At 59.8% G+C, this 16,229-nt stretch carries 12 protein-coding genes and 1 CRISPR repeat array; of the genes, 4 read left to right on the plus strand and 8 right to left on the minus strand.

What is annotated here, in order from left to right:
• Nucleotides 1-168: 168 nt before the first annotated feature.
• Genes csy1 through cas6f form a run of 4 tightly spaced genes read left to right on the plus strand, consistent with a single transcriptional unit; the run spans nucleotide 169 to nucleotide 4,168 of the window.
• Nucleotides 169-1,536, plus strand: coding sequence for a type I-F CRISPR-associated protein Csy1 (gene csy1 / locus XaFJ1_RS14935; RefSeq protein ID WP_012917520.1), 1,368 nt, complete (start codon nucleotides 169-171; stop codon nucleotides 1,534-1,536).
• Nucleotides 1,533-2,516 carry a type I-F CRISPR-associated protein Csy2 gene (csy2, locus tag XaFJ1_RS14940; RefSeq protein ID WP_012917521.1) on the plus strand — a complete coding sequence of 328 codons (984 nt, stop codon included), beginning with the start codon at nucleotides 1,533-1,535 and terminating at the stop codon, nucleotides 2,514-2,516. Before csy1 ends, csy2 begins: the two co-directional genes overlap by 4 nt.
• A gap of 26 nt (nucleotides 2,517-2,542) precedes the next feature.
• Complete coding sequence (gene csy3, locus XaFJ1_RS14945; RefSeq protein ID WP_012917522.1) at nucleotides 2,543-3,592, plus strand: type I-F CRISPR-associated protein Csy3; 1,050 nt, start codon at nucleotides 2,543-2,545, stop codon at nucleotides 3,590-3,592.
• A gap of 9 nt (nucleotides 3,593-3,601) precedes the next feature.
• Nucleotides 3,602-4,168, plus strand: a complete 567-nt coding sequence (gene cas6f, locus XaFJ1_RS14950; protein WP_012917523.1) for a type I-F CRISPR-associated endoribonuclease Cas6/Csy4 — start codon at nucleotides 3,602-3,604, stop codon at nucleotides 4,166-4,168.
• Between the two features lie 129 nt (nucleotides 4,169-4,297).
• Nucleotides 4,298-5,705: direct repeats of the CRISPR family, unit length 28 nt; unit sequence GTTCACTGCCGTGTAGGCAGCTCAGAAA.
• An 8-nt stretch (nucleotides 5,706-5,713) separates the two neighbouring features.
• Here the strand turns inward: cas6f and XaFJ1_RS14955 are convergent.
• The 8 genes from XaFJ1_RS14955 to dcp all read right to left on the minus strand — a co-directional run bounded on the left by XaFJ1_RS14955 (nucleotide 5,714) and on the right by dcp (nucleotide 15,995).
• Nucleotides 5,714-6,082 carry a hypothetical protein gene (locus XaFJ1_RS14955; protein ID WP_012917524.1) on the minus strand — a complete coding sequence of 123 codons (369 nt, stop codon included), beginning with the start codon at nucleotides 6,080-6,082 and terminating at the stop codon, nucleotides 5,714-5,716.
• 4 nt (nucleotides 6,083-6,086) lie between these two features.
• Nucleotides 6,087-7,709 carry a type IV secretory system conjugative DNA transfer family protein gene (locus tag XaFJ1_RS14960; protein ID WP_049887198.1) on the minus strand — a complete coding sequence of 541 codons (1,623 nt, stop codon included), beginning with the start codon at nucleotides 7,707-7,709 and terminating at the stop codon, nucleotides 6,087-6,089.
• Nucleotides 7,710-7,924: 215 nt separating this feature from the next.
• Nucleotides 7,925-10,450 carry a T6SS phospholipase effector Tle1-like catalytic domain-containing protein gene (locus tag XaFJ1_RS14965; protein ID WP_012917526.1) on the minus strand — a complete coding sequence of 842 codons (2,526 nt, stop codon included), beginning with the start codon at nucleotides 10,448-10,450 and terminating at the stop codon, nucleotides 7,925-7,927.
• A gap of 25 nt (nucleotides 10,451-10,475) precedes the next feature.
• A complete protein-coding gene (locus XaFJ1_RS14970) occupies nucleotides 10,476-11,063 on the minus strand; it encodes a hypothetical protein (protein ID WP_012917527.1) in 588 nt (195 codons plus the stop codon).
• Nucleotides 11,064-11,392: 329 nt separating this feature from the next.
• Nucleotides 11,393-11,983: a hypothetical protein gene (locus XaFJ1_RS14975; protein WP_012917528.1), complete on the minus strand. Its 591-nt coding sequence runs from the start codon at nucleotides 11,981-11,983 to the stop codon at nucleotides 11,393-11,395.
• Nucleotides 11,984-12,110: 127 nt separating this feature from the next.
• Entirely contained in the window at nucleotides 12,111-12,287 is a 177-nt protein-coding gene (locus tag XaFJ1_RS15830; protein WP_012917529.1) for a hypothetical protein, read from the minus strand.
• 25 nt (nucleotides 12,288-12,312) lie between these two features.
• On the minus strand, nucleotides 12,313-13,107 hold the full coding sequence (locus XaFJ1_RS14980; protein ID WP_230598097.1) for a hypothetical protein: 795 nt from the start codon (nucleotides 13,105-13,107) through the stop codon (nucleotides 12,313-12,315).
• 737 nt (nucleotides 13,108-13,844) lie between these two features.
• Nucleotides 13,845-15,995, minus strand: a complete 2,151-nt coding sequence (dcp, locus tag XaFJ1_RS14985; RefSeq protein ID WP_045757064.1) for a peptidyl-dipeptidase Dcp — start codon at nucleotides 15,993-15,995, stop codon at nucleotides 13,845-13,847.
• Between the last annotated feature and the right edge of the window lie 234 nt (nucleotides 15,996-16,229).

The following is a 16,229-nucleotide window of genomic DNA, read 5'->3' on the forward strand; positions in this document are numbered from 1 at the left end:
CCGGACCTACGCACAAAGGACTGCTGTGCAAAGAAGGATGCAGGAAGTGCTCTCACGACACTTTTTCAGAAGAGCCGTTTGAGGGGATACCCCTCCCACACCCCACGGTGGCTTGCTGCCGTGGGGATTCTACATGCAGGTTCACTCCAGCGAACGAAAGGATTCCACATGACAGAAGACCCGCAACATCTCACCCGCTCCGAGCGCTTCCGCTCGGCCATCGCCGCGTTCATCGACGCGCGGCGCGAGGCCAAGCTGAAGGGCAATGAGGGCGATAGCGACACAGATTCCAAGTACGACTACGCCACCTGGCTGTCGGACGCGGCCCGCCGGGTCAGCCAGATCCAGGCCGTGACCCATGTGCTCAAGGCCACACACCCCGATGCGCGCGGCAGCAGCCTACACGTCGCCCCCACCCGTTTGCAGGCGCATACGGAAGTCGGCACCCACGTGCTCGGCACGGACTATGCCGAAGACGTGGTCGGCAACGCCGCGGCGCTGGACGTGTTCAAACTGCTCAAGCTTGAGGTCGACGGTCGGCGCCTGCTCGACTGGATGCAGGACGACGACGCGGATCTGCGCGTGGCGCTGCATGACAATGCGAAGGTCGCCTCGGACTGGATGGGGGCATTCTGCAATCTGGTCCGTCACGATGCCCTACCCAGTTCGCACCAGGCCGCCAAGCAAGTGTACTGGCTAGTCGGCGACGAGCCGAGAGAGGATACCCACTACCACCTGCTGCAACCGCTGTTTTCCAGCAGTCTGGCCCACGCAGTGCATGCGGATATTCAGGACGCGCGTTTCGGGGAACGCAACAAACAGGCGCGCCAGGCATATCGCGACAAGCACCCATTCGACGGCACCTACCACGACTACCGCAATCTGGTCGCACGCAAACTGGGCGGCACCAAGCCGCAGAACATCAGCCAGCTCAATAGCGAGCGCGGCGGCATCAACTACCTGCTGGCCTCGCTGCCACCGCGCTGGACGCAGGAAGAGCGTCCTCGCACGTTGCTCAAGCTGGACTCGGCGCTGGATCGCTTCGCCTATTTCGATGAAGTGCCGACGCTGATCAAGAAGCTGGCGGATTTCCTGGCCACCGATCCCCCAAAGAACGATGCAACTCAGAAAAAACGCGAGGGCATGGAAAACGACTTGATCAACAAGCTGGCGCTGTTTGCCGCCGAGACCGCAGTGCGTTTCGAGCCAGGCTGGAGCCGCAACCCGGACTGCGTATTGCCACTCTCGCAGCAACTCTGGCTGGACGCCGAACGCGTGGAACTGCCAATCCGCATCGATCCGGAGCATGCAGAGTGGGAACAGCAAGATCGCAACTTCGTGGACACTTACCATCTCGGTGATTGGCAGGACGAAATCGCCGGACAATTCGCCACTTGGCTCAATGACCGACTACGCGCCGCCGGGATCACCGGCCTCGGTGACGACCAGTACCGGCATTGGGCCAAGCAAGCCATCGTCGATGCGGCTTGGCCCGTGCCGATGCGCCGACGCGCACCGGCCGGAGGTGTGACATGAGCAGTTGTCCCCCTTTCGACCACTTGCTGGTGGTGCCGCACCTGCGCGTGCAGAACGCCAATGCCGTTTCCAGCCCGCTCACCCACGGCTTTCCCTCGATCACCGCGTTCCTGGGCCTGATGTGGGCGCTGGAACGCAAGGCGCGTATCGCCGGACTGGATCTGGCCTTCAACGCAGTCGGCGTGGTCTGCCACGACCATCAAGAACAGGTCACCCAAGGGAACTTCGTCAAGAGCTTCTGTCTGACCCGCAATCCGGTAAACAAAGACGGTGCAACCGCGGCGATTGTTGAGGAAGGCCGCATTCACTTGGAACTGAGCCTGGTATTCGCGGTGCACAGCATGCGCTGGCTAGGCGATCCGGCCACTCACGTCGCGGATCTGGCCGTGGTGACCAAGCTGCTGGCCGGCATGCGCGTCGCTGGCGGCAGCGTGCTGCCGTCCACGCACGGCTGGCGTCCACGCCATCAAGCGCAGGTCATCGCCTGCACTGGCACGCCGTCCGACCAGCAGGCGTTGTTCCGCAAACTACGACTGCGGCTGTTGCCCGGCTTCGCCCTGGTGGCACGCGACGACCTGCTCGGCACGCGGCTGGCCGAACTGCAAGAACACACGCCCGAGGCCACCGGCCTGCACGCTTGGCTTTCGCTGTCGCGCATCAACTGGCGTCACGTGCCGGATGCAGCGGCTGGCAAAGGCGAGTGGCAACACGATCGCAGCGGCCGGGGCTGGATCGTGCCCATCCCGGTGGGCTACGGCGCGCTCGGAGCCGTGCACAAGGCCGGCAGCGTGGCCAATGCACGCGATGCCAACACCCCGTTCCGCTTCGTCGAGAGCCTCTACTCGGTCGGCGAATGGATCAGCCCGCACCGCCTGCAAACGCCGCATCACCTGCTCTGGTACGCCGACAGCCAACCCGCTGCCGACCTGTACCGCTGCCGTAACGATTATCGCCCCGCCACCACCCACCACTTCGATTGACCACACGCACGACAAGGAATTCCATCATGGCTCACGATACCCTCAAGACCGCATCCGTCCTCGCCTTCGAGCGCAAACTCGATCCGTCCGACGCGCTGTTCTTCTCCGGCAGTTGGTCCGCACGCCATACGGCGCGCGATTGGCAGCCGGTGCGCATCCGCGAAAAGTCGGTGCGCGGCACCATTTCCAACCGGCTCAAGGACAAGAGCAAGGAACAATCCGACCCGGCCAAACTCGACGCCGCCATCCAGAACCCCAACCTGCAAACCGTGGACGTCGCCGCACTCCCGCTGGAGGCGGACACGCTGAAAGTGCAGTTCACCCTACGCGTGCTTGACGGCACTGGCGAACCTTCGGCCTGCAACGATACCGACTATCGCAAGAAACTCCTCGGCACCGTCAGTGATTACTTGCAGCAGCATGGCTTCAGCGAGCTGGCACGGCGCTACGCGGCGAATCTCGCCAATGGTCGCTTCCTCTGGCGCAACCGCATCGGTGCAGAACAGGTGGAGGTGCATGTCGCGCACCTGCGCGACGGTAACCCAGTGACGCAGTGGACCTTCCAGGCGCTTGACCATGCCCTACGCACGCTGTCCGCACCCAGCGACGCAGCCGAGAGCCTGAACGCCTTGGCCGCGACCATCGCCGACGGCCTGACCGGCAAAACACATGTGCTGCTGCAAGTCACCGCCTTCGTCCGCATCGGTGCCGGTCAGGAAGTGTTCCCCTCGCAGGAACTGATCCTCGACCGCGGCCGCGGCGACAAAAGCAAGACGCTCTACGCGGTCGGCGAAGGCGACAAAGCCGTGGCGGCGATTCACTCGCAGAAGATCGGCAATGCACTGCGCACCATCGACACGTGGTATCCGGGCGTCGAGGAAAACGGCGCGATTGCCGTCGAACCCTATGGCTCGGTCACCACGCAAGGCAAAGCGTATCGACAACCGAAGGACAAGCAGGACTTCTACAACCTGCTTGATGCGTGGGTGATCAAGGACAAAGTGCCGAGCGTGGAGCAACAGCATTTCGTCATCGCCACGTTGATTCGCGGCGGTGTGTTCGGCGAATCGAACTGAGGCAAGGCTATGCAGCATTATCTCGATCTGCATCTTCGCCCCGACCCGGAGCTTGCGCCCTATCAACTGCTTGGCGCGCTGTACGCGCGCCTGCACCGGTCCCTGGTGACATTGAACACCACCAGGATCGGCGTGAGCTTTCCCGGCCATGACAACCGCGTACCGACTCTAGGGACGCATCTGCGGCTGCATGGTGACGACAGCACCCTGCACCATCTGATGGCAACCACCTGGCTGCATGGTGTTCGCGACCATGTGACCATCACCAGCATCGGTGCCGTGCCATCCGAGGCAGTGCACCGACAAGTGACGCGTGTGCAGGCCAAAAGCAGCCCTGAACGCCTGCGTCGGCGTGCCATGCGCCGACATGGGATAAGTGAGGATCTCGCCGTCCAACGCATTCCAGATTCGGCGGCAGAACAGTTGCGACTTCCGTTCGTCGTACTGGGCAGCCGCAGCACCGGCCAAACCGCGTTCCCGGTCTTCGTACGGCATGGCCCCGTACAGCAAGAACCCGTACCTGGCGACTTCAGCAGTTATGGACTCAGCCGGGGAGCCACCGTTCCCTGGTTCTGACCCTTTTTTCTTAAGACCAAACCCACCAAGGAAAAACAAACACTTAGCAGCCGCCCCAGAAAAAGGGGTTGGCTGCTTTTCTTTATGCGTTTATCTTTCAAGTCAAAGACTTGGATAATAGAACGCCTAGTTCACTGCCGTGTAGGCAGCTCAGAAAAACGCCAGCGGCCAGATATACAACTTCTTGCAGTTCACTGCCGTGTAGGCAGCTCAGAAAACATGGCCCGGCTGCGGGACGCCGGCAACGGTGTTCACTGCCGTGTAGGCAGCTCAGAAAATCTTGCTCTTGGGTGGGCGGCGCTTCTGGCTGTTCACTGCCGTGTAGGCAGCTCAGAAATGACACTTAGTTAAGCTTTTCATGGATCACTCGTTCACTGCCGTGTAGGCAGCTCAGAAACTACGGCGACGATCAGCGTCGTGGCTTGTGGCGTTCACTGCCGTGTAGGCAGCTCAGAAAATTGCAAACTATCAAAGCGAGTTTTCTTCTTAGTTCACTGCCGTGTAGGCAGCTCAGAAAATCGTACCTCGCTCAGGAGGTCGGCGATGCGAGTTCACTGCCGTGTAGGCAGCTCAGAAATACGCAGACTGGGACGCGGCGTTCATGGAGGCGTTCACTGCCGTGTAGGCAGCTCAGAAATCGATAAGCGCACGGCCAATGCCGGTGCTCTGGTTCACTGCCGTGTAGGCAGCTCAGAAACAGCCCGCAACAGATCGAGGCCAACACGAAGGGTTCACTGCCGTGTAGGCAGCTCAGAAATCGCTGCGCCATAGATTCCGGCCGTCCACGTCGTTCACTGCCGTGTAGGCAGCTCAGAAATCCCATGCTAATCAGTCCCGTCTATTACCCACGTTCACTGCCGTGTAGGCAGCTCAGAAAAAAGAGGATTACCGATGGCTCACGCACCGGGAGTTCACTGCCGTGTAGGCAGCTCAGAAAATGCACCCTGCTTGTCATCAAGTCGCGGCAAGGTTCACTGCCGTGTAGGCAGCTCAGAAAGATGCGCCAGGCCATCGAGGAAGGCGGGTTAAGTTCACTGCCGTGTAGGCAGCTCAGAAATTCTGCGCCGCAATCACAATAGTCTGCATGATGTTCACTGCCGTGTAGGCAGCTCAGAAAACAGCAGCAGTCGCGCAAAGCAAGCCGCAAGCGTTCACTGCCGTGTAGGCAGCTCAGAAACATCGAAGCCGCACTTGCTCCTGATGCAGCGGGTTCACTGCCGTGTAGGCAGCTCAGAAAATGTCCTGCGGCAGCAACGCGCCGATGGGGGCGTTCACTGCCGTGTAGGCAGCTCAGAAACGGTGCTGCGCAAGTGATATCCCGGATCGTGAGTTCACTGCCGTGTAGGCAGCTCAGAAATGGTGGCCGCATCCGCGCAGCACTTGCGCAGGGTTCACTGCCGTGTAGGCAGCTCAGAAAATTAGAGCAATATATGTGCTTGCCATCTATGTGTTCACTGCCGTGTAGGCAGCTCAGAAACGGCTGAGACAAGGCACAAGGAGCCGGTCATGGTTCACTGCCGTGTAGGCAGCTTGTCACCAGCACTTTCAATCTTCATCTTCATGGCGTTGCGCATAGAAATTTGCTGCCGCCTCGATCAGGTAGGTATAGCGTTTCACCATCGCCTGCCAGGCCTGCGCCTCCACTTGGTGTTCGGCGTGGATATCCTCCGGCACCTCGCTGACCTCATCGATCAACTTTGGGACTTCGTGATTCCACCAACGCAGCATCAGGTCTGGCCGCTGATGCGTGCGAATCAGCGACTCCACCAGCGACTGCATCGCCGCGAATTGCCGCACCGTGCGAATGCGCTGGCCTTCCAAGAAGTGCGTGCGCTCCTGTTGCTCAGCCAGCGCCTCTTCCAGGGCATCCAGCCGCTGGCGGAGGTCAGCAGGCCCTCGACCGAAAACTCTCATGCGATTACTCCCCGCCCAGCGCGAGCCGGGGCACCTGCGGTGCTTTCAGCAACAGCTTCTTGAAGTAGCTGTCCTTGTAATAAAAAATCTTGTTGGCCAGGATCGGATAGCCAATGCCCTCAATGAACACGATGGCTTTATCCGGTGCCAGCCCCTTCACCTCATCCGGATTCATCAGCGGACGTCGATCCAGCACCTCGGTATAGCTGTGGCTGCTGCCTTGACCATAGGATTGCGTGCGCTGCCGACGGCGCACGGTAGTCTCGCCCAACATCTTCGAGTACTCCTCGGCATCGCGTTGCTCTCGCGGAGTGAACACGATCCGCACGCCGAGATTGGTGATCAAGCCGCGCGCTGTGTCGGCACCATAGACCGACTCCAACTGCGCAATCGACTGGATCACGATCACGATGCGGATGCCATAGCCGGCCACCCAGCCGACGGCCACCGGCACGATCTCCACCCGGCCCAACGCGGTGAACTCGTCGAGCATGAACATGCACTGGTATTTCAGTTCTGGGTTGTGCTCGGGCAGTTCGCGGCCATTGAGTTTGATCGCCTGCTCGAAGAACAGATTCAACACCCCTTTGGCTTCGATCAGTTTGGCCGGGCTGACGCCGACGTAGATGGACTGGACGGTCTTGCGCAACTTGCTCAGGTCGAAATCGTTATCGCTGGTCGCCGCGTCCACAATCGGGTTGCTGAAAATGTTCAACGGCGCCAGCGCCGTTTCGATGGCGGAGGTGAAGGTTTCCGGCGCCAGGCCGACCAGATTGTTCAGGCCGGTCCGCGCCTGCGAGCCGAGGGTGGGCTGCTGGAGCAGTTCAGCCAAGTACTGTTGCAACGACTGCCCATGTTTGAGGTTTGCGCCGGCGAGCAGCCGATAGACGCCTCCCAGCGTGGGGAAGCTTGCTGCCATCGTGTCAGGCAACTGCGCCCTCTTGTCGTGTAGATACAGATCGAACAGGTACTCGCACGCCGCCACAAAGGTCTTGCGCCCCATTGCCGGCCAGAATGGATTTTCGCCGCTGGTTTCCTTGTACAGCGTAGCGGCAATGGCAACGATATCGCCGTTGCGGTGGTTCGGGTCAAGACGCACGTACCACAGTGGATTCCAACGGTGCGTGCTGCCGTCATCACTGAACGGATCGAACAGATACACCTGGCCGTATTTGGCGCGCTGGCCAGCGGTTTTCTCCCATGCCTCGCGCTTAACGTCCAGGATCACAGCCGACTCCAGCCATGCCAGCAAATTCGGAATGACCACGCTCACGCCCTTACCACCACGTGTACTGGCAGCTAACAACAAATGCTTGGACTTGATGCGGATGAAGCGGCGACCGAAGCGGCAGGCAATCAACCCATGCGGATCATCCTTGAGCACATCGTGCCGGGACAGATCCCCGCTGCGCGCCCAGCGCGCATTGCCATACAAATCCGGCACCTTCGTCCGCAGCATGGCATACACCATGATGAGGTAGAGCATGACAGGCAAGCCGAAGCCGCAGATACCCGACAGCTTGATTTTCGTGGCATACGGATGCCACACAGGCTGATCCACCACCTGCCAATAGCGCCAATAGGTCAGCAGATGGACCTGTGCGTGCTCTCCGAGCAAGGTCAGCACTAAAAAGCCACAGATACAGCCCGGCGATGGCAACGGGCAGCAACGCGATGAGGGCGGTAATGCCTTTGGTACGCGAATTCATCAGGGGACTCTTCCTTGGGAAATCGGGTATGAGGGAGGCTGCAACGTCCTGTGGCAGGTGAAGTCGTCAAGTGCGATGTTGCTCTGCGCATGGTCGTCCATGCGGTGTTGCCTGGATGAATTGCAGATGCCGCCTACAGCTTCATGACCATGCCCTGCCCTTGCATCTGCGCCGCGCGCTGGGCCTGCATCGCCTGCTCGGCGAGGTTCTGCTGTTCCACCGTCTGCAATTGCTGGCTGGCCTGGGCCACGTCCGGCGCTTGCGCCAGTTCCGGCGCAAAGATACGCGCCACGATCTTTCCTTCCGATTGCACCACGTAATTCGGCGTCTGGGTCGCATACCCCTGTGGCATCCCCAAGTGGACACGCTCCACTTCGGTCTGACCGAACTTGCGCGCCTCCACCACCACGTGCGCCGCATGACGGTCCAACTGTTCAGGATCCGGTGCCGGTCGGCCCCACCTTTCATTGGCATTGGCGATGGCATTACGGGCTTGTTCGAACATCGCATGGCGCGGATGCGCGGGATGACGCATGTCCTCGGCGGTGATCGTGATCGGGGCAATGACACGGCTTGGCGGCTCTGGGTGGGATGCTTCACGCGCCTTCCAACTCGCGGCATGCTGCTCGGGCGACTTCGCCAACGCCTGTTCGGGATCGATCCTCAACACATGGCTCTTTTCGGTGAACGAATACGGCTGGTCATAGGCCAGCAGTTGGCCCTGATGCTGCTTGAAACCTCTGATGCTGTGTTCGTATTGCGGATCGATGCCGAGGGCGTCAGTGAACCCGGCCGCCAACCGTTCCTGCTGCGCCGGACCGTAGGGCAATTTATCGCCGTTCCTGGGCAATGTATGGGACTGTTCCAGCGCATTCTTGAACTGCGTATAGCGCGAGTGCATTGGATGGTCCGGATGACGGAAGTCTTGGAGATGCTCATCCGAACGCGGTGGGCGCGTCGGCGGGGTATACAACATCGCCTCGCCCGCTTGGCGCTGTTCGTGATGCGACCGGGTGTCTTGGTTGTGGCGCTGTTCGTGTTCGCGTTGCTGCGCGTCCACGGCCTGACGATGCAACTGCGCATGTTGCTGCGCGAGGCGCTGTTGCTGCTCTCGCGCTGCCTGCGCTTGCTGTTCCTGCTGCTGCAATTGCGCGATCCGCGCCTGTTCCTGCATGTCCACGCTGGCTGGTTTTTCATGGGCCGGGGCGCTGTCATGGGACGGCGGCGCATGTGTCTGCGTGAAGGATTGCGCCAGCGGCTGCGCCTGTTGGATGCGTTGCTGGTGCTGCTGAGCGACGAGGTCGTCCTGCATGCGCGAATGCTTATCCATGGCCTGGGACGGCGTGGACGCGGCAGCGGAGGAAGATGAGGAAGACGTGCCCGCGTTCGTCGATGCGGTGTGGGTAGACGGTGCGCCCACTGCATGGGGCGTTGCTCCTTGCTGCAAATACGCAGGCAGCGGCGGTGCCGCTGACGCATGCGGTCGCTCCCGGAAGAACGCCGGCAGCGCTGGATCGGTGTGTTCGGTCGATACCGCCACCGGGCGCCAGGGCAAGTGTGCGCGTAGCTCGGCATCCAGGGATTGCGCATCGAATGGAGCCAGGGTCATAGCCGGGCCGGCCAGATCATGCACATGCACGCGATGCCCGAGGGTCGTCGCCATGGTGGTGGTGTAGTAGGAACCGTGCTGTTCGGAGCGGTGAATGACGTTCATTTCTGGCGCGCTTGAGACCGCGCGCGGTTGCAGGAACGGTTTATCGCTGAGGCTGTTGACATAATCGATCAACAGATTGCCGTTACGCACGGACAAACCATCGAGCCGGTAGGAACCGCCGATATCCGAATGCGCGCCAGGATGGACCAGATTGAGGAATCGCCCATCGTGGGAATGGCCGGGATGCAGGATGTCCTTGGCCGGGAACAGATCGCGGCGTTCGTCGCGGGCGCTGAGCTGCAAGCCCGATACCACCGAGGGCGGCAAGCGCACGTCGTGGAAATTCATCTCGCCGGTGGCGACCGGGTCCAGCAAGCCGACGACCTGCGCGGTGCGGCCTGGTGGCACCAGCGGTGGATGCGCGGGAGTGAGTTTGAGGATTTGGCCGTGTGAGTCACGGTCGATATTCATGTCAACCGGATTCTGGATGCCACGCTCGTGAACCATGCGAGTGAACATGGCCGCAGTGACCGCGCCACGGCTGAAGCCTGTAGACACAACCCTGATTTCGGCTTGCGGGTCTTGTATCTTCCATTTATTAGCCTGATTGATGAACTTAAAGTACATCTCTTCCATCCGTAGGCCGTAGCTATAGCCTAGTGCACCGTCGAGTTTATGCGTTCGGGCATCGTCCTGAGTGCCTACGCCGGGGACGTAGTGGCCTGCGATGTTGGCAATACCTGCATTTTTAACAGATTGCACTTGATCGTAAAGAATCCCAATATTAGTGATGTGCTGAGGGTCCTTGTACTTGTCGTTGCCGGTGCCATCGAAGCAAGCCACGAACAATCTGGTGTGGGGGTTCTGTTGACTGACCAATAGTGGCGCCTGGAACTCCGCCAACTCATGGCGACTGTGTGCATATATGGCCAAGTCTTGCGCCGTCGCCGAATAGACTTCCACGCCATCCGGCCATTTCTTTGGATCGGTCTGTTCGTTGCTCATTGCATGCTCCCTGGCGAGGACGCCATCAGTAGATTTTGGTGTAGGCGAGGATCAGGTCATCACGGAAATGACTATATTCGTTACCAGGCTTCTGTAGTACGGTCGTCTGCACCATTGCCCGCATATACACATTGATGGTGCGGTCATTCACTTCCAGGATGATATCCGGAGAGATATCCGCATGCAGGATCGGCGGCAAATGATTTTGCGGCACATGATGCAGGATCACCTTGTCCTTGAAGATGGCTTCGAGATCGACCAGGGCATGGCGCGGCTGGCCGTCCTTGGAGCGCCATGTCACCTCAGCGGGGGGGGGGAAGTGTGGGAAGTTGCGGATGCCTATAGTCCCGGAAGAAAGATTGCCAGGATAGACATCACCGAGCGACGCAGACGAGATTTGTTTGACATCGTCAGGATCGTGAGCCTCATACCTACCGTCGTACAGCACCTTACAGCCATAGGTGTCGTAGCAGGCCGCCCCGAACGCATGTTCGGCAAACGGTATCGGCTTACTCGTATCGATATGCACGGTGCCATGAGCATCGACGGGGATATTCCCGATCAGGTGAATGCCGGAAGGTTCATTGGTCGGAGCGTTGGTCGGCGTGTTCATGCGCGAACATCCTGTCAGAGAGTGGGCGAAGACGGCGGTGAGCAGAAGTAGAAGTGCTGCACGGGACGGCGTGGCAAAAGGAGGTCGCACAGCCATGGTTCCACCAGTGGGAAGGGAGAGAAGCAGCCTACTACCCAGCGCGTGAGCACGATAGAGTCGTGTCGGTTTGACTGACCAGCAGCGGCGCCTGGAACTGCGCCAACGCATGGCGACTGTGTGCATATGCCGCCAAATCTTGTGCCGTCGCCGGATACGTTTCCACGTCATCCGGCCATGTCTATGCATCGGTATGTTCGTTGCCCATTGCATGCTCCCTGGCGAGGACGCCATCAGTAGGTTTTGGTGTAGGCGAGGATCAAATCGTTGCGTGAGTTGCTATATTTGTTACCTGGCTCTTGCAAAACAGTAGTCTCCACAAAGGCCCGCATATACACATTGATGGTGCGGTCGTTCACTTCCAGGATGATGTCCGGACGAATATCTGCCTGTAGGATCGGCGGCAACTGATTCTGCGGCACATGATGCAGGATCACCTTGTCCTTGAAGATGGCTTCGAGATCGACCAAGGCATGATGCGGCTGGCCATCCTTGGAGCGCCATGTCACCTCGGCCGGGGGGGGGAAGTGCGGGAAGTTGCGAATGCCGATATGCGATGCACCCAATGTATCATCCGGGTACTTGTCTCCCAACGACGTCGATGAAATCGTCTTGGTATCATCCGGAATGTTAAGTAAAGACATGTCGTCATAAATCACCTTGCAACCATAGGTGTCGTAGCAGGCCACTCCGAACGCATGCGTACTGAACGAAATCGGCTTACGGGTATCGATATGCACGGTGTTATGGGCATCGACGGGAATATTCCCGATCAGATGGATGCCGGGAGGTTCATTGGTCGGAGCGTTGGTCGGCGTGTTCATGCGCGAACATCCTGTCAGAGAGTGGGCGAAGACGGCTGTGAGCAGAAGGAGAAGTGCTGCACGGGACGGCGTGGCAAAAGGAGGTCGCACAGCCATGGTTCCACCAGTGGGAAGGGAGAAAAACAGCCTACTGCCCAGGGCGTGAGCACGATAGAGCCGTGTCGGTTTGACTGACCAGCAGCGGCGCCTGGAACTGCGCCAATGCATGACGACTGTGTGCATATGTCGCCAAGTCTTGTGCCGTCGCCGGATACACCTCCACGTCATCCGGCCATGTCTTTGCATCGGTATGTTCGTTGCCCATTGCATGCTCCCTGGCAAGGACGCCATCAGTAGGTTTTGGTGTAGGCGAGGATCAGGTCGTTGCGGAAATCACTGTCTGGGTTGTCTGGCTTGCGTAGCACAGTCGTCTGCACCATCGCCTTCATATACACATTGATGGTGCGGTCGTTCACTTCCAGGATGATGTCCGGAGAAATATCCGCGTGCAGGATCGGTGGCAACTGATTCTGCGGCACATGGTGCAGGATCACCTTGTCCTTGAAGATGGCTTCGAGATCGACCAAGGCATGATGCGGCTGGCCGTCCTTGGAGCGCCATGTCACCTCCGCAGGAGGCGGGAAGTGTGGGAAGTTATGGATGCCGATGGTGCCGGCGTGAAGGTTGCCAGGGTAGCGCCTTCCTAGCGACGCCGACGAAATTTGTTTGACATCGTCGGGATCGTTGGCTTCGTACCTGCCGTCATACAGCACCTTGCAGCCATAGGTGTCGTAACACATCGCCCCGAATGCATGCTCGGCAAACGGTATCGGCTTACTGGTATCGATATGCACGGTGTTATGGGCATCGACGGGGATATTCCCGATCAGGTGGATGCCGGAAGGTTCATTGGCCGGCGCGTTGATCGGCGTGTTCATGCGCGAACATCCAGTCAGAAAGTGGGCGAAGACGGCGGTGAGCAGAAGGGGAAGTGCTGCACGGGACGGCGTGGTAAAAGGAGGTCGCACAGCCATGGTTCCACCAGTGGGAAGGGAGAAAAACAGCCTACTGCCCAGGGCGTGATCGCGATAGCGCGGTGCCGGCTTGGCGCTGCTCAGGCGCCACGCGGGATGAGCGGCCATCATGGCACCGCGTCCGGCATGTGTAGTCTCTCATCGCTGGCAAGCTGTGAGAATCAGAATTCTGACTGCCGTTTTGTAGGAATTTTCTTACAGTGTCGCCTCCTATCAACACGACACTGGCAACCAGATTTTTGAGCATCCCATGTCTTGCGTTCTGTTGGCGGCGCTACTTTCGATCTACCTGCATGCAGGCAGCAACGTCGTCAAAAGTCCATCCGTCATCGTGGCGACACGATGCCTGCGTGGGGTAGTGCCGGCAAGCTGGAGACGTTCATTGATCCTCGGTCTGCATGCCAGTGATGGAGTAATCCGACTCCAGTGAAGAGCGCACTTCATTGCCTGAAGGGGTTGAAGAGGGCGCATTATTTTGTGCGCTCCCTTCACTGCCTTCAGTGCAATTGTCAGCCGGTAACTGCCATGCCCATTCCTGCCTGCCTGCCGCCGCCAAACTGGCCGCCACGCTTGACCGCCACCACCCCAATTTCCGCTTTGCCCGTTTCATCGCATAAACCGAGAACCCGGCCTCGCAGGCTTCCCGATACACATCCTTCGCCGATTTGTTCACTCCCGCATAGGCAGGGCGCTACTTCCCCAGGGTCGTCTGCCAGTGACGCACGACATGGGCCGCGATGCCGCAGCCCGGCAAGCGCTAACGACGGCAGGTCGCATACACCATAATGAAAAACGGGATGGCCACACGGCCATCCCGTTCTTGAACTCCGTTTCTAACAAGACGCGGATCAGTTCTTCAAACCGCGATTTTCCAGCAGCGGTTCGACACTGGGGTCCTTGCCACGGAAATCCCGGTATAAGGTGGCCAACTCGACACTGTTGCCCCGAGAGAGGATCTTGGCACGGAAGATATCGCCATTCTTGCGCGACAAGCCGCCGTTCTCCTTGAACCACTGGAACGCGTCGTCGTCGAGCACTTCCGCCCAGAAGTAGGCAAAGTAGCTCGCCGAGTAACCGCCGCCCCAAATATGGTCGAAGTACGTGGTGCGGTAGCGCGGCGGCACTTGCGCCAGGTCCACCTTGTACTTCTTCAGTGCGTCGGCTTCGAACTTGTCCACCTCCTGCAGCGGCGCGTCGGCTGGCAGCGTGTGCCAAGCCAGGTCCAGCAGCGCGGCCGACAGGTACTCGGTGGTGATGTAGCCCTGGTTGAAGGTACGCGCCTTCTTGATTTTTTCGACCAGTTCGGCCGGCATCGCTTCGCCGGTCTTGTAGTGCTTGGCGTAATGCGCGAACACCTTCGGGTCCGAGGCCCAGTGTTCATTGAGCTGCGAGGGGAACTCGACGAAGTCGGGCGCCGTGCTGGTGCCGGCGAGCGAGGGGTACTTCACCGCGGAGAACATGCCGTGCAGCGCATGGCCGAATTCGTGGAACATGGTGGTAACTTCGTCGAAGCTCAGCAGCGCCGGCTGGCCCGGGGCAGGCTTGGTGAAGTTGCAGACGTTGTAGACCACCGGCTTGGCGCCGGTCAGGCCATTCTGCACAACCAATTGATCCATCCAGGCGCCGCCTGACTTGCTATCGCGCTTGAAGTAGTCGGTGTAGAACAGCGCCATCGACTTGCCGTCTTGGTCGAACACCTCGTAGACCTTCATGCCGTCGTGGTAGGTCGGGATGTCGGTGCGTTCCTTGAAGGTGATGCCGTAAAGCTCGGTGGCGGCGTAGAACACGCCGTTCTTGAGCACGTTGTCCAGTTCGAAGTACGGCTTGATCTGCGCTTCATCGATATCGTACTTGGCCTTGCGTACCTGCTCGGCGTAGAAATTCCAGTCGGCGGCGGTGAGCTTGAAGCCGCCCTTCTGCGCATCGATCACCTTCTGGATTTCGGCGCTCTCGCTGTGTGCCTTGGCGGTGGCGGCAGGCACCGTGTCGGTGAGCAGCTTCAGCGCCGCCTCCGGGGTCTTGGCCATCATGTCGCTGAGTCTGTAGGCGGCATAGCTGTCGAAACCGAGCAGCTTGGCTTTCTGCGCGCGCAACTGAGCCAGGCGTTGGATGCTCTGACGGGTGTCGTTGGCGTCGCCTTTTTCGGCGCGCGACTGCGAGGCCGCCATGACCTGCAAGCGCAGGTCACGGTTCTTGAGCGAGGCCAGCGCCGGTTGTTGGGTGGTGTTTTGCAGGGCCAACAGGTACTTGCCATCGAGCTTATGTGCGCTGGCGTCCTGCGCGGCCGAGGCGATGTCGCCATCGGACAGGCCGTCGAGTTTGGTTTTGTCGTCCACGACCACGGCGCCGGCGGCGGTGGACGCAACCAACTTGTTGTGAAACTGGGTGGACAGCGAGGTTTCATCGACGTTGAGTTTGCGCAGCGTTGCTTTGTCGGCATCAGACAGTTGCGCGCCTGAGTGCACAAATTCGTCGTAATCGTGCTCGAGCAGGTGCTTTTGTACCGGATCCAGGTTCAGTGTGTCGCGCTGGTCGTAGAGGCTCTTGATCCGCGCGAACAATTTCGGATCCAGGCTGATTTCATCCTGGTGCGCAGCCAGTTTGGGCGCCACGGTTTCCTGGATCTTCTGCCGCGCCTCGTTGGTATCGGCCTGGACCAAGCCAAAGAAAATACGCGACACGCGTTTCAAGGTTTCGCCGCTGCGCTCCATCGCCTCGATGGTGTTGGCGAAGGTCGCAGCCTCGGGGTTATCGGCGATCTTGCGGATTTCGGCCAGCTGCTGCTTCATGCCCTCCTCGAACGCTGGCAGGAAGTCGGCATCCTTGATCTTGTCGAACGGCGGCGCCTGGAACGGCAGCGGGCTGGGGCTCAGCAGCGGATTGGCGGCGGGCTGCGCGGGGGCAGGAGCTGGAGCAGCAGGCACAGCGGTGGACTCCTTACCGGAACAGGCGACCAGCGCCAAGCTGATGGCGGCGGCCAGAATGACAGTACGCGACATGAAGTGGGACTCCTGAGAGGACCTTGGGGCCAAGGCGACCAAGTACCTTACCGGGTTTGCGTTGCAGTGGCATGTGCCATTGGATCGTGCGGTGGCGCGGGGAAGGCCGGCCGCCGCGCCGACGCTGGGGAGGGCAACGGTGCGGCGGCATGAGCGCCATCCATGCAACGGTGCTCGGTGCGGTACCTCCACGCATTCAGCGACGATGCCATGCTGGTCGGAGCGGGCTGCCCC

It is taken from the genome of Xanthomonas albilineans (genome assembly GCF_009931595.1).
GTDB lineage: Bacteria > Pseudomonadota > Gammaproteobacteria > Xanthomonadales > Xanthomonadaceae > Xanthomonas_A > Xanthomonas_A albilineans.